The organism is Pelorhabdus rhamnosifermentans, from assembly GCF_018835585.1.
Lineage (GTDB): Bacteria > Bacillota > Negativicutes > UMGS1260 > UMGS1260 > Pelorhabdus > Pelorhabdus rhamnosifermentans.
Genome location: NZ_JAHGVE010000003.1, coordinates 78957 through 97830 on the forward strand (window position 1 = coordinate 78957; position 18874 = coordinate 97830).

Sequence of the window (18874 nt, forward strand, 5' to 3'; positions counted from 1 at the left end):
AAGTGTTCAGTCAATTTCATTGTTAAAAAAGTAATGAAAGAAGGTTGATGGTGTGAAAAAGGTATTAATTGTGGATGATATGTCTTTTATGCGGTTTGCTCTTAGAAAGTTGCTTGAAAAGAACGAATATGAAGTTATTGGAGAGGCTAAAGACGGTGAAGAGGCAATAAAAAAATATGCCCAATACAAGCCTGATATTGTAACAATGGATATTACTATGCCTAAAATGTCGGGGATAGAGGCATTAAAAGATATTTTGCAACAAGATCCTCAAGCTAAGATTGTGATGGTATCGGCGATGGGGCAAACAAGTTATGTAAAAGAAGCACTTGTGAATGGTGCGAAATATTTTATTGTGAAGCCATTTAAGGAAGACAAAGTGATAGAGACCCTACAAAAAGTTTCTGCCTTGTAAAAGCGCAAACCCAAGGGGGAATTATAATGTCAGATGATCAAACATTGGAACCGATGCTTGATATGTATTTGTTTGAAACGGGGCAACTGCTAGAGCAATTGGAACAAATAATATTAAGCAATGAAAAATCTGATAGATATGATCTCACAAGTATTGACGAAATATTCAGGATAATACACACCATTAAAGGTGCATCAGGAATGATGATGTTTGACAATATTGCTATACTTACCCACTCTATCGAAGATGTATTTTTTTATCTGCGCGAAGTTAAACCATCCAATGTTGATTTCATTAAACTATCAGATCTACTTTTAGCGGGTGTTGATTTTATAAAAGACGGATTGGAAAATGTTAGAGAGGGTGGCAAGGCTGACAATGATGTGTCTTTATTAGATACTACTATCAAAAATTATTTGGAAGCATTGAAACAAGTGAATCCGGATAGTGTGAAAACAGCTAAGACCGAGAGTGTATCTGTTGGAAAACAGAGCTTTTTCCAGGCTACAATATTTTTTGAAGCTGGCTGCGAAATGGAGAATATCAGGGCCTATACCATATTGGACAACTTAAAAAACATTGTCCAAAACATTGAATATATACCGGACAATATTATGGAAGAAGATGCAACAGCCGAGATTATTCGCAAAGAAGGATTCAAACTATCTTTTTCAACGGAACATTCACGTAAAGAGATTGAGGCTGTTCTGAGCAATACCATCTTGCTTCGGGATTTTGAACTCGAAGAGATGCAGGTTCCTGATGAGGAGAATTCAGTTCAGCACAAGCAGATCATACTAGAAGATCAAGCGGACAAAATTCTAGTGAAGAAAGAACAATCTTCTGAAGTTCGAGATAAAGAGAATTTTAGCGTAGGTCACCAAAGTATGATTAGTGTGGATGTTATCAAATTGGATAAGCTTATGGATTTGGTTGGAGAATTGGTCATTTCAGAAGCAATGGTAACGCAAAATCCCGATTTGAAGGGATTAGTGCTTGATAATTTTAGTAAAGCGGCTCGGCAGTTGGGAAAGATTACTGGTGACATCCAGGACACGGTAATGTCGATACGCATGGTACCGCTGACGACAACTTTCCATAAAATGTATAGGATTGTTCGCGATATGTGCAAGAAGCTTCATAAAGAAGTACAGCTGGAATTAGTTGGGGAAGCTACGGAAGTTGATAAAAACATTATTGAGCATATTGCCGATCCTCTCATGCATTTGATTCGAAATGCAGTTGACCACGGTATTGAGTGTAGTGAAGAAAGAGTGGCAGCAGGAAAGCGGGCGGATGGCAAGATCACACTGGAAGCGAAGAATGCTGGTAATGACGTGTTTATTCTTATAAAAGATGATGGTCGTGGACTGGATAAGGAAAAGATACTGCAGCGAGCGAGAGAAAACGGGTTGATACGTAAACTTGAAAGTGAGTTGACTGATAAGGAAATTTTTTCTTTTGTCTTTGCCCCTGGTTTCTCGACGAATAAGGAAGTAACTGAATTTTCCGGCCGAGGCGTGGGTATGGATGTAGTGATCAAAAATGTCAATAGTATTGGCGGCGTTGTATTAATTGATAGCAATCCCGGTATGGGAACGACCATTACTTTAAAAATTCCCCTTACACTTGCTATTGTTGACGGCATGACGATCAGTGTGGGGGATGCTCGTTATACTGTTCCGATTACTGCGATAAAAGAGTCATTTAAAGCCAAGGAAAGTCATCTTGTAGTTGATCCTGATGGTAATGAAATGATCATGATAAGAGGACAATGTTATCCCATACTCCGAATCCATCGGATATTCAAAGTAAACACTACTATTACTCGTTTTACAGATGGGATCATTATTATGGTAGAAAACGAAAGTAAACTATTTTGTCTCTTTGCGGATGAACTGATTGGCGAGCAACAAGTGGTTGTAAAAGCCTTGCCGTCTTATATTAAGAACATTCGGCACGTGGAAGGATTGGCAGGCTGTACTTTACTTGGCGACGGGAGTATCAGTTTAATCCTGGACATAAGCGGCTTAATGCAACGAGCTAGTTCAAATGGCGTCGATGGGTAGTAAGGCTGGCGTTGCCCATACATTTGCGATTAGGAGTGATATCATGTTGAAAAAAAGCTTGACTGCAAAAATATTGACCGGCTTTTTTGTGGTGGTCTTTATCAGCTTGGTTGCCTCTGGAATTACGATTTATGATTTGATGCAGAACATCCAAGAAATGAAAATTATTGAAGCTCAAAGAATGCCGCTAATAGGAAAATCCGCCGATAATGCTTTTAATGCGGCTAATCGTGGGATCGTCTTCCGTGATTATTTGATGACAGGTGACGAGAATGCTCTACAAGCATTTGAAAAGTTGGAAAGTCGTAATCGTCAGCTCGAAAAAGAGTTACATGATGCTGCTCTGACTGAAGTGGGGCGCCAAATGATACAACAAGTGGAAGAACTCGACAACAGTTATACGGAAACTGCAAAGAAAGTAATTAATTTGAAAAAAGCAGGGAAAGACCAGGAAGCGGTGCAGGTGAATCTTGTTGAAGCAGCGCCACAGAACAAAGCATTGATCAACCAGTTGGAGAAATATCAGGAATTTCGCACGCAGCAAATGAATGCAGATTTTAAAAGCATGGTGGATGAGCAAAGTAAGATAATGTGGTTAGTGATTATTTTCGGCGTAGCGGCCTTAGGAGCCGGAGCTGTTATTGCGGTCTTTACTGCAAGGGCGATTGCCAAACCGGTTAAAGCATTGACTGAAGCGGCAGATAAACTTGCTGTAGGGGACGTGAATGTAAATGTTGAGGTTACAACGCAGGACGAAATAGGATTTCTTATGCAGTCATTCGATAAAATGGTAGACAGCATACGTGAACAGGCGGTTATTATTGAAAAAGTTGCAGAAGGTGACCTGACGGTGCAAGTAAAGGTAAGATCAGAGAATGATTTGTTAGGTAAGAAGCTAGGCGAAATGATAAAAAGGAATAATCAAATTCTTGGTGATATCAATTTTGCAGCAGAGCAGGTGGCTGCTGGTTCACAGCAAATTGCCGCGTCAGGGGAGGCGCTGTCGCAGGGATCCACCGAGCAGGCCAGTTCGATTGAGGAAATTACCGCATCGATGACGCAGGTAGCTGCCCAGACTAAGCTAAATGCAGTGAATGCCAATCAGGCCAATGAACTGTCTACGGCTGTTGAAGGAAAAGCTGTAGAAGGGAAAAGCCAAATGCAAGACATGGTCAAAGCCATGGCGGAAATCAACGAATCGTCGGCCAATATCTCCAAGATTATAAAAGTCATCGATGAAATTGCGTTTCAAACTAATATTCTAGCTCTGAATGCCGCAGTGGAAGCAGCCAGAGCCGGCCAGCATGGCAAAGGATTTGCTGTGGTGGCGGAAGAGGTCAGGAATCTAGCCGCCCGGAGTGCCGATGCGGCGAAGGAAACAACAGCGATGATCGAAGGATCAATTAAAAAGGTAGATTCAGGGACTAAAATAGCCAACGAAACATCAGAGGCATTGAATGGAATTGTCGACGGGGTAGCGCAAGTAGCGATACTTGTAGGTGATATTGCGGGTGCTTCCAATGAACAGGCTACGGCGATATCTCAGGTGAACCAGGCGATTGCTCAGGTGTCTCAAGTGGTACAAACTAACTCTGCAACGGCTGAGGAAAGCGCATCGTCGAGTGAAGAATTATCTAGTCAGGCGGAAGTTTTAAAAAATAATGTTTCCAAATTTAAATTGAAGCAAATGAACAAGTTTCAGGGGGGCGAAAATCTCAGTCCGGAAGTTTTACGGACCATTGAGATGATGCTAGACAAAAAACAGCAGGAATCCAAGTCCGAAGAAAGGTCAGCCAAGCACGAACCCATGTTGACTGCAAGGACTAAAATTGTTCTTGACGATAACGAATTTGACAAGTACTAGACAATTTGCGGTTTAAGAAAGGAGCTGTATTATGGCCGAGGTGGTAGGAAATGATTTGGAACTAGATGATACACAAAAGGATAAATTCTTAACTTTTTCCTTGGGGTCGGAGGTCTACGGAATTGAAATTAGGTTTGTCACAGAAATCATCGGTATGCAGTCAGTCACCGAAGTTCCTGACCTACCGGGATATGTGAAAGGGATCATTAACTTAAGAGGCAAAATCATTCCTGTTATTGATGTAAGGCTACGGTTTAAAAAAATGCCGAGAGAATATGATAGTCGGACGTGCATCATTGTTATTGAGATAAAAGAAGTAGCAGTAGGTCTTATTGTTGATACGGTGGCAGAAGTGTTGTCCATTCCTGAGCAGGATTTAGCTTCTCCTCCAAAGATTAACAGCAGTTATCATCAGCGCTTTACCCAAGCAATCGGAAAAGTGGGAAATGACATAAAGTTAATCCTTGATTGCGACAGGCTACTAAGTGATGATGAAATGGCGAAATTAAAGGAGGAGTCAAAATGAATTGGTTTCAGAATTTAAAAATCGCTAAAAAATTGACTGTTGCGTTTCTTTGTGCTGCTGTGATTGCCGCAATTGTCGGTTTGATTGGTGTAGTAAATCTTTATAAAGTGGCTCAGGCCGATACTGCATTGTATGAAAACGATACAGTGCCGCTGGCACAAATGGGAAATATTACGGAGGCTTATCAAAGAAGTCGGGTAAATGTCCGAGATGTTATAATGAATAAGGATGCTGTAATTAAATCCGAAAATATAAAACAATTTTCGGCACGCATCAACGAAATAAAAGAAGAACGCGCTAATATTGGAAATACGATGATTACTGACGAAGGTCAGAAATTGCTCAAAACCGTCGATGCCACGATTACCGAATATGAGCCTTTTGCAAAAAAAATTTTTGTATTAGATCAGGCCGGACAAAGTGAACAAGCCGATCAATTGATGCAAACGGACGGTATTCGTATAGCGAATAATTTTACAGATATTTTCAATCAGCTAAAAGATCTGAAGGTAAAGGCGGCAAAACAAAGAGCGATTACCAATAAGGAAGCTGCACAGCAAGCTATGATTATGATGATTGTTTTTGTCGTCATCGGAGTCATGATATCCGTAAGTTTTGGCATCTATGTAGCGCGAAGCATCTCTCGGCCTGTGAGTAGAGTGGTTGAAGCGGCCAGTAAAATAGCCACAGGTGATCTTAATGTCACAGTGAATGTACATATGAAGGATGAAGTCGGAATGCTGGCGCAGTCATTTAATAATATGGCGGAACATATCAACCTGGCGATGATGAATATCAATTTTGCAGCAGAGCAAGTGGCTGCCGGTTCACAGCAAATTGCCGCGTCAGGGGAGGCGCTGTCGCAGGGATCCACCGAGCAGGCCAGTTCGATTGAGGAAATTACCGCATCGATGACGCAGGTAGCTGCCCAGACTAAGCAGAATGCAGTGAATGCCAATCAGGCCAATGAATTGTCGATGTCTGTTAAAGGTAAGGCTGTAGAAGGAAAAGATCAAATGCAGGGCATGGTCAAGGCCATGGCGGAAATCAACGAATCGTCGGCCAATATCTCCAAGATTATCAAGGTCATTGATGAAATTGCGTTTCAAACCAATATTTTAGCTTTGAATGCCGCAGTGGAAGCAGCCAGAGCCGGCCAGCATGGCAAAGGATTTGCTGTGGTGGCGGAAGAGGTCAGGAATCTAGCCGCCCGGAGTGCCGATGCGGCGAAGGAAACAACAGCGATGATTGAAGGATCAATTAAAAAGGTGGATTCAGGGACTAAAATAGCCAACGAAACGTCAGAGGCATTGAATGGAATTGTCGACGGGGTAGCGCAAGTAGCGATACTTGTAGGTGATATTGCGGGTGCTTCCAATGAACAGGCTACGGCGATATCTCAGGTGAACCAGGCGATTGCTCAGGTGTCTCAAGTGGTACAAACTAACTCTGCAACGGCCGAGGAAAGTGCATCGTCGAGTGAAGAATTATCTAGTCAGGCGGAAGTTTTGAAAAATAATGTTTCCAAATTTAAATTAAAGCAAACGAACAAGTTTCAGGGGGAAGAAAATCTCAGTCCGGAAGTTTTACGGGCGATTGAGATGAGGTTAGGCAAAAAGCAGCAAGAATCCAGGCCAGAAAGAAAATCAGCCATGCATGAACCACAGCTGACGTCAAAGACCCAAATTATTCTTGATGACAATGAATTTGACAAGTACTAATGAAGATATATTTCCGTTTTTGGCAATTTATTTGTATACTTTGAAAGGCGACAGTCCATGGAATTATTAACGGATCAGGAATTTAATGAACTTGTCCAGTTTGTTAAGCAAAATTACGGAATTAATTTAGCTCAGAAAAGAACATTAGTATATGGACGTTTACATCACTATATGGTGCAAAGTGGTTTCAATAGTTTTTCCGAATATTTTCGATATATTGTTAGTGATCATACGGGTAAGGCCGGAAGTATTCTTTTGGACAAGCTTACTACAAATCATACCTATTTTTTGCGCGAACCCAAGCATTTTGAGTTCTTGGAGCAAGAGGTATTGCCCTATCTTAGTAAAGTTGAGGCTAAACACAAGGATCTACGACTATGGAGCGCAGGATGTTCTACAGGGGAAGAGCCATATACTTTGGCAATGCTTATTGATAATTTTTTTGGATCAAACAAGGTAGGGTGGGACACAAAGATTTTGGCTACCGATATTTCTACGGCAGCGTTGAAAAAGGCCCAGGCCGCTATGTATTCTAGCGATTTGTTGAAAACGCTCCCTAAAAACTGGCAGACACGATATTTTTGTAAGGTCGACGAAGAATTTAGCGTTCTTACCAAGCGAATCCGGGAGGAAGTCATATTTCGGCGGTTTAATCTTATGAACGCAGCGTTTCCCTTTAAGAAAAAATTTCACCTTATTTTTTGCCGTAACGTCATGATTTATTTTGATGCTGAAACTAGGCAGGAACTAGTCAATCGCTTTTATGATAATATGGAACGAGGGGGCTACTTGTTTATTGGTCACTCTGAATCCTTGAATCGCCATGAAAGCAAATATCAATTTGTTGCACCTGCTGTTTACAGAAAGGAATAAAGACTGTGATTCGTGTTAAGAAGATAAAGGTTTTGGTAGTCGATGATTCACTTATTTTCAGGGAAACTTTAGCGCAAAAAATTGCCCAGGATGCATTCATCGAAGTCGTGGCAACCGCGTCTGACGCGTATATGGCTAGGGATAAAATTTTAGAATTTGAGCCTGATGTGATGACATTGGATGTCGAGATGCCTCGAATGAACGGGATTGAATTTTTACGAAAGCTTATACCGCAATATCCGATTGCGGTTGTTGTGGTCAGTTCATTGGGCGAAAACGTTTTAGATGCCTTGAATGCGGGTGCGGTTGATTTTGTGACTAAGCCGGATTTGCGAAGTAGTCGTGGGATTGATGCGTTTGTCAATGAACTAATCGTTAAAATCAAAATTGCTTCATCGGCTAAGGTAATGCTACGTAAAAATTTGACTAGTCCTGTATCAGTTGCCAGAAGAGAGGGGTTAGTTAAACGAAATGGCATCATCGCTATGGGGGCCTCAACAGGTGGAACAGAAGCGATTGCCGCAGTATTAAAAAGGCTCCCTGTCAATATGCCGGGTATCGTCATTGTGCAACACATGCCAGCCGGTTTTACTGCTATGTATGCCAATCGCCTAAATAATGCGTGTCCGTTTGAAGTGAAGGAAGCGAAAACAGGCGACTTGGTACTGCCGGGCCGTGTTTTGATTGCCGCCGGTGATTACCATATGCGTGTCAAGCGGGGCGCTCATGAGTATAGTGTTGAGTGCTTTCTTGGTGAAAGGGTGAACGGTCATTGCCCGTCAGTAGATGTATTATTCGAATCGGTTGCCCAGGAAGTTGGCCGTAATGCCATTGGTATTATTTTGACAGGTATGGGTTATGACGGGGCGAAAGGGTTGCTTTCAATGAAAAAAAACGGTGCAAGAACGATTGGGCAGGATGAAGCCAGTTCCATTGTCTATGGTATGCCAAAAGTTGCTTTTAATATTGGAGCCGTGGAAAGACAGGCATCGCTAGCAGCTATTCCACAAGTGCTCTGCTCTTTACTGGGCTAGGTGATTTCTTACGAACTGTGTTTTCTAATTACAATAAGGGCTTGAATTTTGGAATAGGTTATTGAAATTCATGGTATTTTATGATTTTATTATTATTGTAATATGATATGAAAAAACCTTGGCCGATTTTGATATGGCTAAGGTTTTTTTACATGGAAAGTTTCTTGTGCAATTTGCTAGCTGTTCATTTGGTAGTGCCACCAAAAAGCAATAGTTGTTCATTTTTAATGTTCAATATGTGTTAACCTTAGTACAAGTCAATGATACTTCTGGGATAATAACAGTAGTAGGTCTGAAGTTGACTGGCTATGATTGAAATAAACTTATGATGAGAGCGGGGGACGAATAGATGGATCGTCGTGTAGTAATTACTGGAATGGGCGCAGTTACATCTTTAGGCTTAGATGTGGAGTCATTTTGGCAGTCAATTAAAAATGGAAAAAATGGTATTAGTCCTATTGAAAGGATTGATGTAAGTGATTTGCCTACCAAGGTTGCGGCAGAAATAAAGGATTTTGATTCGAATAATTTTATTGAGAAAAAAGAGAGTAAGCGAACAGACCGGTTTTCCCAATATGCACTGGCAGCAGCTCAGATGGCTCTCGAAGACTCGCGGTTAGATCCGAGTAGAATAATGAATGAGGAAACGGTTGGTATGATCGTAGGTTCCGGAATTGGTGGTCTGGAAACTCTTGAGAATCAACATCGTATACTTTTAGAAAAGGGTGCAAACCGTGTTAGTCCTTTTATGGTATCCATGATGTTACCTAATATGGCAGCTGGAATGATCGCTATTAAGCTTGGTGTAAAAGGATTCGTAGAATGTGTCGTCTCTGCCTGCGCTTCATCTACAAACGCGATCGGTGATGCTTTTAAAGTCATTCAAAGAAATACGGCTGATGTGATGATTGCTGGTGGTGCTGAAGCGCCCATTACCCGCTTGGCTATGGCTGGCTTTTGCGCGAATAAAGCCATGACAACAAATCCAGATATTTATACGGCTTGCAGGCCTTTTGATCGTGACAGGGATGGATTTGTTATGGGAGAAGGGGCAGGGATGTTAATTCTAGAAGAACTTGATCATGCATTAGCGCGTGGGGCAAATATTATTGCAGAAATCGTAGGTTATGGTTGTACGAATGATGCATATCATATTACAGCCGTTGCACCTGGCGGAGAAGGCGGTGCAAGGTGTATGAAACTCGCTTTGGCGGACGCTGCCATTCATCCTACGGATATTCAATACATCAATGCTCACGGCACTTCAACGGAATTAAACGATAAAAGTGAGACAGCTGCAATAAAATCTGTTTTTGGGCAGCATGCCTACCAGCTCGCCGTAAGTTCTACTAAATCGATGACAGGTCACTTGTTAGGAGCTGCCGGAGCCATTGAGTCCATCATTACTGCCTTGGCAGTTAAAGAGGGATTTTTGCCGCCTACCATTCATTATCGGAATTCTGATAATGAATGCGATCTGGATTATGTTCCAAATCAGGGGAGGCAGGCGGATATTACTTATGCCCTGACAAATTCTTTTGGATTTGGCGGGCATAATGCAACACTGATTTTCAAGTCTTATCCATTTTTATAAGAATCCAAGAGATACTACTATAGTAGTCTTTTTAAAATGAATGAAACGGCAAGTAGGAGATTGGGGTGCATATCACAATGGATTTGAAAGAAACGATTGCCGAGTGTCTTCAATATGTAGAAGATAATCTATACAAGAAGATCAATTTAGATGATATAGCGACGCACTGTAGTATATCGAAGTACCACTTGATTAGAATATTTAAATCGTTGACAGGAGAATCCTTGATGGAATATGTCCAGTTCCGAAAACTTTCGTCTAGTATTTCTGATTTAAAGGATACAAATCGAAGAGTCATTGATATTGCTATGGATTATGGTTTTGATTATGAACAGTCCTATATTCGAGCTTTTCGGAAAAAATTTGGTATTACGCCGCTGAAGATCAGAGTAGATCCCACGTCGCTCGTTATTCAAGAAAAACTCAATATTGATGACATTATGTCCATGAATAACTCGGTTATCTATAAGCCCGCTTTTATGTTTAAACAAAAATTTTACCTAGTGGGTGTGAAACATAAAATTCTTAGTAAATCGGGTGACAGGGTTGCTAATTTTTATGGTAGGGATTTCTTTTATAATCAGAGGCACAGAATCATGAATTCAGTTGACTCACAAATTTACTTTGGTTATACAGACTGGAGTGATACTGACAATGGCTGCATTTATTATATGCCATCCCTACAAGTTCACGATCTTGAACATATGCCGGATAATATGGAGGGCATTGCTATCCCCGCACACAAATATGTAATCTTTCGTTTTGTTGGTTTCTTTCGTCCCGATGATATTAATGGCAGGCAAGTCGGGCGATTGCTTGTTCATATGTATTCTAAATGGATCTTTAAATCAGGTTATAAATTTGCCGATACGTTTAGATTTGAATATATCAATAATAATTTATGTAAAGATAATTATTGTGAGTTAGACATCTATCAGCCCATTGTTGAGGCCAATAAAATGTGAATCCTATTGTGCAGACCTGAATGAATATAAAGAATTAAACTAGGAAAGCGTTAATTGCCTTTTGGACAGCAATTAACGCTTTGTACCTCTTCATAAATTATCATTTCATGATGTAATTAATTATCAGGTCAATTGTCGCTAAAATAGAATCAATATGCGTTCTCTCATAAGCATGAGAAGCAAATATACCCGGGCCCAAAAGTGCTGTTTTTACATCCCATCCAGCGCGAAGTATGGCTGAAGCATCCGAACTGTAATGGGGATAGATATCTGTTTTATATGGGATATGATACTCTCTACAAGTTTGAATTAGATTCTTCCTTAGCTCATAGTCATAGGGGCCTGAAGTGTCTTTTGCACAGATACACACACTATACTCTGACGAATTTTGGCTAAAACCTGGGGCCCCCATATCAACAGCAATAAATTCTTTTGTTTTCTGTGGTATGCAAGAACTGGCGCCATGACCAACTTCTTCATAATTACTTATATAAAAGTTCGTTGTATAGGCAAGTTTTAGGTGATTTTGGGTGATATACTTTAACACATATAACAAGATAGACACACTGGCCTTGTCATCTAAGTATCTGCTTTTGATGAAACCTTTTTCAGTTATCGTTGTGCGCGTGTCGATGCAGATATAGTCCCCGACGTTTATTCCCAGTTCTTCAACATCAGAATTTGAGAAAACCTTTTCATCCAAAATGATCTCCATATTTTCCGGAATTCTTTTAAGTTCTCTTGCTTCGTCACCGCTAATATGTACGGACGGTTTTATTGTTTGAATGGTACCCGAATAAGATTTTCCGTCCAGTGTTTCAACCGTACAGTTTTCCCCTTCGACACAGGACATCATATAATTTCCGATCAACGTCAGCGCAAGCGCTCCATTGGGTTTTATGGATTTAACCATCGCGCCAAGAGTATCAGCATGGGCAGAAAAAGTTCGCTCGTACTCATCATTTTCACCTTTAACAGTTGCTATTATTGCACCTTTAATGGTTGTAAAATACGAAATATTTAGAGTCTCTAGTTCGTGTATTAGATAATCCATTATATTTTTGGTATAGCCTGAAGGACTGGATATTGCTAATATTTCTTTTAAATAGGCTAAAATTTCTTTTTTATTATAATCCATCTTCATTTCCTCTTATCCATTCTGTCACTTCATTCCATAATTTTCGCGGGCGTGGAGAAGGGGATTGGTTGGCATATCCCATTGCGACTGCTGCTACAAGTTCATCGCTACGATTTAACCATGAACATATTTCACGTTCAGAGTAAAAAATATCACAAATCCAAAGGGTGCCGAGTCCAAAATCTTGTGCAGCTAAAATCATTGTTTGGATAGCCGCACCGATTGACTGAGTATCAGTCAATAATTTAAAGTGATTGTAGTCTTTTTCAGAATGAGAAAAGTCATTAAATACTAAAATGACAACGGGTGCCTGTTTTATCGCCTTGAGGCTTAATTTAGAACTTCCAATATCTAAACCTTGCTGTCTTCGAAGGCTTATAGCGTTTGCCATAACGTTGACGAATTCAGCTTTTTTTTGATCTTGTAACACAACAAATCGCCATGGTTGACGATTCTTTCCTGAAGGTGCTTTCATGGCCAATTCTAAAATTTCTTCGATCGCTTTCTGTGGTACAGGTTCATTTTGAAACTCTCGAATACTTCTTCTTTGCCTAATGGCCTCTAACGTTTCCATGTTATTCCTCCAGTGTTTAAAATCGTATAGAAAAATATTCTTTTTTCTATTGTAAAGAAGTTTATTGCGAAAATCAAATATTGATTTTAGATTGGCATGGCTAAACAGCTCCACGGGGTGCAGCAAGCATAGACAAAATTTATAATACACATGTTGATTTCTGGGGTTTTGTTATGGCGCAATCATTAACAATTGATGAGTTGAATGTACTGGCTAACGGACTATTTGAAACGAAAGAAGAAGAGAAGTCCACCAAAAAATTGGAGATAGATATTAAAGCACTACAAGACCAAATTAAATGCTTGCAAAGACAAACTGACGAATTAAGCAAGTAATTGTTTAATGGACATATAATTTGATTTTTGTAGTACCTTACTTGACAAAAGTATGTATACGTATAATAATATTAGATAATATAATATTATTTAGTAAGGAGACTTTATGTTAAATATTGATGATTCGCTAGGCTATATTATTAGCACGGTTGCCAGAAAGGTTAACCAATACTTCAGTGTAAGCTTTCAGTCTTTTGATATTACATCAGAACAATGGGCAGTTTTAAATAAACTTGCTGAACAAGACGGAATTTCACAGCGACAGTTGTCGGAGCGCACTGAGAAAGATCCCAATAATATTACAAAGATACTGGACCAATTAGAGAAAAAAGGCTGGATAAAAAGAGCTGCCAATCCACAAGATCGACGTTCTTTTTTAATTAATATTACAGAAAATGGACGATTATTAATTAAGCAAGTAGCTCCTTTGGAAGAGAGACTAATGAGCAGTTTATATGCTTCTTTATCTGTCGATGAAATTGCATTATTACGGAAAATACTTTTTAAGCTTAATATGAATATTAATCGAAAAATGTAATGGATCATGGTTGTCAATATTAGCATTCAATTTTTAGATGAAAATTGAAAATAAAAAGCAAATAAAGGGGGATTTAATTTGAAACAGCAACATGCCAATCTTTTTAATCCGATAAAAATTGGAACACTTGAAATTAAGAACAGAATTGTTATGGGACCAATGGGACCTGGCGGACTTACAACAGAAGACGGTGTGTATAACGAAAAAGGTGTCGAATACTATGTTGCCAGAGCCAAAGGCGGCGCCGGTCTTATTCTGACTGGTGTCACTTATGTTGAAAATGAAATTGAAAAAAGTGCTATGCCGTCTATGGCTTGTCCGACACTGAATCCTGTAAACTTTGTGAAAACGGCAAAAATAATGACTGAAAGAATTCACGCCTATGATGCAAAAATATTTCTGCAATTGTCGGCTGGATTTGGACGGGTCAGTGTTCCCGCTATCAATGGCACCATGGAGGCTATTGGTCCTTCGCCTATTCCGCATCGATGGGTTCCTGGACTGGTATGCAGGGAACTGACCATAGCAGAGATTAAAACTTATGTCAGGAAGTTTGCTGAATCGGCGGCTATTGCGAAAAAGGCCGGGTTTGATGGAATAGAGATTCATGCTGTTCACGAAGGATATCTATTAGATCAGTTTACCATTTCCTTCTTTAACCATAGAACGGACGAATATGGCGGGAGTTTGATGAATCGCTTGCGTTTTTCCAGTGAGATTGTTCAAGCGATTAAAGCTGAATGTGGTCAGGATTTTCCTGTGATTCTACGTTATAGTATTAAAAGCTTTATTAAAGACTGGAACAAGGGCGGACTTCCAGGCGAGGACTTTGTGGAAAAAGGCCGTGACATTGAAGAAGGGAAGGAAGTTGCCAGACTACTTGAACAAGCTGGATATGACGCTTTTGATGGCGATGTCGGATCATATGATTCCTGGTACTGGAGCCATCCGCCGATGTATCATAAAAAAGGCATGTATTTACCCTATAATGAAATATTGAAACAGATACTAAAAGTACCGGTAATTACGGCTGGCAGAGTGGATGATCCTGATCTTGCCAGTGAGGCAATTGCTACAGGTAAGACCGATATGATTTCCATGGCAAGGCCCTTGCTGGCCGACCCTGACCTACCTAATAAAATACGTCAGGGGAAAATCGAAAAAATTCGTCCTTGTTTATCCTGTCAGGAAGGCTGTATGGGGAGACTACAGCATTTTGCCTCGCTTTCTTGTGCTGTAAATCCTGCAGTCGGTAGAGAAAGAGAATATGACTTGAAACAGGCAACTGTAATGAAAAAGGTTGTAATTGTTGGCGGGGGTGTGGCTGGTTGTGAAGCAGCCAGGGTTTGTGCACTGCGTGGACATAAGGTATCGCTTTATGAAAAGAGTAGTAGACTGGGTGGCAATGTGATACCAGGCGGAGCACCTGACTTTAAAGAAGATGATATCAAGTTAGCTGATTGGTACACTTTAGAACTCAAGGATCTTAAGGTAGATGTGCACTTAAATAGTGAAGTTACGAAAGAAATGATGACCAAGCAAGATGCAGACGCGGTGATTGTAGCTACAGGGTCCACACCTAAAATGCTGCGCATTGAAGATGGCGATGACAAGGTATTTACTGCGGAAGACGTGTTGCTTGGTAAAAAAGATCCAGGCAAGTCAACTGTGATTATTGGCGGAGGTCTTGTCGGTTGTGAGACGGCATTATGGCTGGCGCAAGCAGGCAAAAAGGTAACTATTGTCGAGATGATGGATGGCATCTTAAAGGTAGGCGGGCCTTTATGTTCCGCTAATGACGAAATGCTAAAAGAACTGTTGAAATTCAAAGGCGTGGATATTAGAACACAGACAGCCATTGTTAAAGCGAACGAGCAAGGGTTTATTGTTAAGTGTAATGATCAGACAGAAACAATTGAAGCCGATTCAGCCATTATCTGTATTGGCTATAATGGGCAAAGAAAGTTGTATGATGAAGTTAAAAATGCTGTGGGAGAGATTTATTTATTAGGTGATGCCAGAAAAGTACAAAATATCATGTACGCTATTTGGGATGCTTATGAAGTAGCTAGAGATATATAATGATGCAATGACTACGATATTTTTATATTCTTAAGATATTCATTAAGAACTAAAAGACTTCTTTGCGTACTTGGTTTGGGAAATTTATGGGTTATTTTGTAGCAAATCAGATCAGGGGGCGGATTGGATAGCCGATAATAACTAAAGTTACCGAGTTTGGTGGCGTATTGTGCTAGCCACATAGGTACGATAGCCCATTTTTCGACGTCTTGGAGTAAAGTAAGGATAAGATTGACACCTGTAATATTTATGCGATATCGACAGGTAGGGTCCCACCATTGATCATGCCATGACGTAAAGTTAGTTCCAGACCAGGGGGTATATACTTCGTTATCCGCATTCAAGTTATTATTGTCAATCATTATTTTTTCTGCTTCACTTGGGTTGCTAGTTTTTAAAAGAACCATAGGGGCTGTTGCCCATGGTTCTTTTTTTATGTTTGGTGAAAAAATTTCCCGTAGTACGAATGCAACATCAATCTGTCTTCTTTCTACAGAAGAATAAAGATCGTCTGTATGTTGTGTATGGATTTCTAATCTGATTTTTGGTATATGCTGGCTTAGCGATATAAAAAGAGATGGAAAAACACTTAGGTTAAGACTTTCTAATGTACCGAAGGATAAGGCCATATGATCGCCTTGTTTCTTTAAAAATTCAGTTTCTTTCCACAAGACGTCCCACCTTTTGGCTATTTGTAGGAAATCTTTTCCTGATGGTGTTAGGTAAATGTTTTTCATGCCTCGCCCGCGATCAAGAAGCGTGACTCCCATTGTTAATTCCAGATTTTTTAGTCGATGCGTGATGGTAGATTGTGATAAGTACATTTCTTCGGCGGCTCGGCTTATGTTTTTAGTACGAACAACCGCCAAGAAGGCTTGAATGTCATGAATTTGCATAGTTAATCTCCTTTGAATTATTAAAAACATTAATAATTCAGTGCTATTAAATTCATTTTACTACGTTTATTCTTTACTGTAAAATGAGACTAAAGATAATCTTCTAAAAATTTTATCAATATAGAATGGGGTTGATTTTTATGACAAACACAGGTTTTCGAATTTATACAAAATTTAATCGTCCATCACGTTCGGTTGTAGAAGGATTTAGGGGCATCCCAGTTGCCAATATCGATGATTGTATGAATCGTAGTGCTTGTATTGATGCTAAGATTAGGCCATTAAATAAGGCTCCTTTATTGGGTACTGCGTTTACTGTTAAGGCACGACCTGGAGATAATCTCTTGCTTTATAAGGCTATTGAGATGGCTCAAACTGGAGATGTCGTTGTTGTCGCCGTGCAGGGGGAATTGTCTAATGCTGTAACTGGACAGTTAATGATAACAAGGGCAAAACAACGGGGAATTGCTGGTCTTGTTATCGACGGGGCTGTACGTGACTCAGATGCGATCAAGAATATGGATATTCCGGTTTATGCTGTTGGAACCACGTCGAATGGTCCCTATAAGGAGGGACCGGGTGAGATAAATGTACCTGTAGCTTTAGGCGGAATAGTCGTGAATCCGGGTGATATTTTGGTCGGTGATGCTGATAGTGTTGTTGTTATCAATCCCAGAGAAGCCGCTGATATTATGGAAAGGGCTAAAGCAGTGGTTGCTAAAGAACTTGGAATAATGAAAGCGATTGAGTCCAATTCTTGGGATATTTCCTGGGTAGATAAAATGCTGAAGGAAAAAGGATGCGAGTTCATTGAGGCGGCGTGGGATGATCGTGGTTATTGATTAATCGGCCAACATAAGTAAGCTATTTATAGAAATTTATTTACTAGATTAAAGATAAAATGGAGCGATGGAAATGTTGTTAACAGCAAAGCGGCATAAGATTCAACGAGCTGAAACCGTTACACGATATCGTTGGTTTGTTCTGGCATTTATTTTTGTGATTTATACTCTTTCTTATGGTGATCGGGCAAACATTGGAGTAGTATTGCCTGTGATTAAGGCCGAGTTTCAACTGAGTAATTTTGAGGCAGGGTCCTTAGCCAGTTTCTTTTTTGTCGGGTATGCCCTTACGCAAATTCCGGCCGGATTCTGGTATAGTTTGTTTGGGGTAAAAAAATTGATGGCACTGTCAATGATTATGGTTTCAGTATTTACCGGGTTAATCGGAACTTCAGGGTCAGCTTTTATGATAAAAATGTATCGTTTAGGACTAGGTCTTGCGGAAGGGCCAACACCTGTGGGCATGGCTGCTACTATTAATACTTGGTTTCCGCCAAAAGAAAAGGGGATAGCTTCTGGTATTTATTTAGCTGCAGCTAAGTTTGCTCCTGTCATTGTTCCGCCTATCTGTGTTGCAATTATGCAATCATATGGCTGGAGATATGTTTTTTATTGGTTTGCGTTACCGGGAATAATATTGGCAGCGGGATGGTATTTTTTAATAAAAGATCGTCCGGAAGAGAGTCCGTTTTGTTCACCTGGTGAAGTAGATTATATTAAAAATACAGCAGTAGCCAATCAGCAGAAGGAAATACAACAGAAAAAATCGTTTTTGTGGTTGGATAAATTGATTCATTTAAAGCATGTTTCTAAAATTGAGACAAATGCCCAAATTTTTTGCTCATGGAATATTTGGGGAAATACCTTTGGTTACTGTTTAATGCTAAGTGTGGTTAATGGAATACTTACTTGGATACCTTCTTACTTAGTAAATGAAAAGCATTTTTCATTTATCAAAATGGGTTTTGTTGCTTCTGCACCATGGATTGGGGCAGTATTAGGTAATTTAATTGGGGGGTGGATTGCTGATAAAATTTTCGATAAACGGCGCAAGCCACTGATGCTGGTAAGTACATTATCGACAGCTATTATGATGCTTCTCTTGATTAACTCACCTGCCGATGCGAGACTTTTGGGAATCATGCTTTTTTTCACTGGATTTTTACTTAATCTTGGTTTTTCAGCATTTACAGCATATCCAATGGGACTTACAACTAAGAAGACTTTTCCGATTGCCATTGCAGTAGTAAATAGTGGAGGACATTTGGGGAGTGTTTTTTCGCCAATGTTCGCAGGATTTTTATTGGATAAATTTAATTATGGGGCAGTATTTTCATTTTTTGCTCTGTGCGCCGCTTTAAGTTTGCTTGTAATTTTAACGGTTGATGAACCAATTCAAGAATAATGT

General features: G+C 40.0%; 17 protein-coding genes. 14 read left to right on the forward strand and 3 right to left on the reverse strand.

Going from position 1 to position 18874, the window contains the following annotated elements:
- Positions 1-52 precede the first annotated feature (52 nt).
- The 9 genes from Ga0466249_RS05215 to Ga0466249_RS05255 all read left to right on the forward strand — a co-directional run bounded on the left by Ga0466249_RS05215 (position 53) and on the right by Ga0466249_RS05255 (position 11061).
- Complete coding sequence (locus Ga0466249_RS05215) at positions 53-415, forward strand: response regulator (RefSeq protein ID WP_215828388.1); 363 nt, start codon at positions 53-55, stop codon at positions 413-415.
- A gap of 26 nt (positions 416-441) precedes the next feature.
- A complete protein-coding gene (locus Ga0466249_RS05220) occupies positions 442-2484 on the forward strand; it encodes a chemotaxis protein CheA (protein WP_215828389.1) in 2043 nt (680 codons plus the stop codon).
- Positions 2485-2527: 43 nt separating this feature from the next.
- Positions 2528-4348 carry a methyl-accepting chemotaxis protein gene (locus Ga0466249_RS05225; RefSeq protein WP_215828390.1) on the forward strand — a complete coding sequence of 607 codons (1821 nt, stop codon included), beginning with the start codon at positions 2528-2530 and terminating at the stop codon, positions 4346-4348.
- A 31-nt stretch (positions 4349-4379) separates the two neighbouring features.
- Entirely contained in the window at positions 4380-4874 is a 495-nt protein-coding gene (locus Ga0466249_RS05230; RefSeq protein ID WP_215828391.1) for a chemotaxis protein CheW, read from the forward strand.
- Positions 4871-6595 carry a methyl-accepting chemotaxis protein gene (locus Ga0466249_RS05235; RefSeq protein WP_215828392.1) on the forward strand — a complete coding sequence of 575 codons (1725 nt, stop codon included), beginning with the start codon at positions 4871-4873 and terminating at the stop codon, positions 6593-6595. Before Ga0466249_RS05230 ends, Ga0466249_RS05235 begins: the two co-directional genes overlap by 4 nt.
- 57 nt (positions 6596-6652) lie before the next feature.
- Positions 6653-7468, forward strand: a complete 816-nt coding sequence (locus tag Ga0466249_RS05240; RefSeq protein ID WP_215828393.1) for a CheR family methyltransferase — start codon at positions 6653-6655, stop codon at positions 7466-7468.
- Positions 7469-7473: 5 nt separating this feature from the next.
- On the forward strand, positions 7474-8502 hold the full coding sequence (locus Ga0466249_RS05245; protein WP_215828394.1) for a protein-glutamate methylesterase/protein-glutamine glutaminase: 1029 nt from the start codon (positions 7474-7476) through the stop codon (positions 8500-8502).
- Between the two features lie 349 nt (positions 8503-8851).
- The gene (gene fabF / locus Ga0466249_RS05250; RefSeq protein ID WP_215828395.1) at positions 8852-10096 is read left to right on the forward strand and encodes a beta-ketoacyl-ACP synthase II; all 1245 of its coding nucleotides are present in this window, start codon (positions 8852-8854) and stop codon (positions 10094-10096) included.
- Between the two features lie 77 nt (positions 10097-10173).
- Positions 10174-11061, forward strand: coding sequence for an AraC family transcriptional regulator (locus tag Ga0466249_RS05255; protein ID WP_215828396.1), 888 nt, complete (start codon positions 10174-10176; stop codon positions 11059-11061).
- Positions 11062-11161: 100 nt separating this feature from the next.
- On the opposite strand, the gene Ga0466249_RS05260 is transcribed toward Ga0466249_RS05255, so the two are convergent.
- Together Ga0466249_RS05260 and Ga0466249_RS05265 are read right to left on the reverse strand one after the other, a co-directional pair.
- Positions 11162-12199 (reverse strand): M42 family metallopeptidase, encoded by a 1038-nt coding sequence (locus tag Ga0466249_RS05260; protein WP_215828397.1) that lies wholly within the window; start codon positions 12197-12199, stop codon positions 11162-11164.
- Positions 12189-12773: a nitroreductase family protein gene (locus Ga0466249_RS05265; protein WP_215828398.1), complete on the reverse strand. Its 585-nt coding sequence runs from the start codon at positions 12771-12773 to the stop codon at positions 12189-12191. The genes Ga0466249_RS05260 and Ga0466249_RS05265 overlap by 11 nt, the downstream gene beginning before the upstream one ends.
- A 173-nt stretch (positions 12774-12946) precedes the next feature.
- On the opposite strand from Ga0466249_RS05265, the gene Ga0466249_RS05270 reads away from it, so the two are divergent.
- The 3 genes from Ga0466249_RS05270 (at position 12947) to Ga0466249_RS05280 (ending at position 15728) form a co-directional block, all read left to right on the forward strand.
- Complete coding sequence (locus Ga0466249_RS05270; protein WP_215828399.1) at positions 12947-13108, forward strand: hypothetical protein; 162 nt, start codon at positions 12947-12949, stop codon at positions 13106-13108.
- A 106-nt stretch (positions 13109-13214) separates the two neighbouring features.
- Entirely contained in the window at positions 13215-13646 is a 432-nt protein-coding gene (locus Ga0466249_RS05275; RefSeq protein WP_215828400.1) for a MarR family winged helix-turn-helix transcriptional regulator, read from the forward strand.
- A gap of 78 nt (positions 13647-13724) precedes the next feature.
- Positions 13725-15728 (forward strand): oxidoreductase, encoded by a 2004-nt coding sequence (locus Ga0466249_RS05280; RefSeq protein WP_246588488.1) that lies wholly within the window; start codon positions 13725-13727, stop codon positions 15726-15728.
- 11 nt (positions 15729-15739) lie between these two features.
- Here Ga0466249_RS05280 and Ga0466249_RS05285 read toward each other — a convergent pair whose 3' ends face one another.
- Positions 15740-16624 (reverse strand): LysR family transcriptional regulator, encoded by an 885-nt coding sequence (locus Ga0466249_RS05285; protein WP_215828401.1) that lies wholly within the window; start codon positions 16622-16624, stop codon positions 15740-15742.
- 140 nt (positions 16625-16764) lie between these two features.
- On the opposite strand from Ga0466249_RS05285, the gene Ga0466249_RS05290 reads away from it, so the two are divergent.
- Both Ga0466249_RS05290 and Ga0466249_RS05295 read left to right on the forward strand, forming a co-directional pair.
- Entirely contained in the window at positions 16765-17466 is a 702-nt protein-coding gene (locus Ga0466249_RS05290) for an RraA family protein (protein WP_215828402.1), read from the forward strand.
- Positions 17467-17539: 73 nt separating this feature from the next.
- On the forward strand, positions 17540-18871 hold the full coding sequence (locus Ga0466249_RS05295; protein WP_215828403.1) for an MFS transporter: 1332 nt from the start codon (positions 17540-17542) through the stop codon (positions 18869-18871).
- Positions 18872-18874 lie beyond the last annotated feature (3 nt).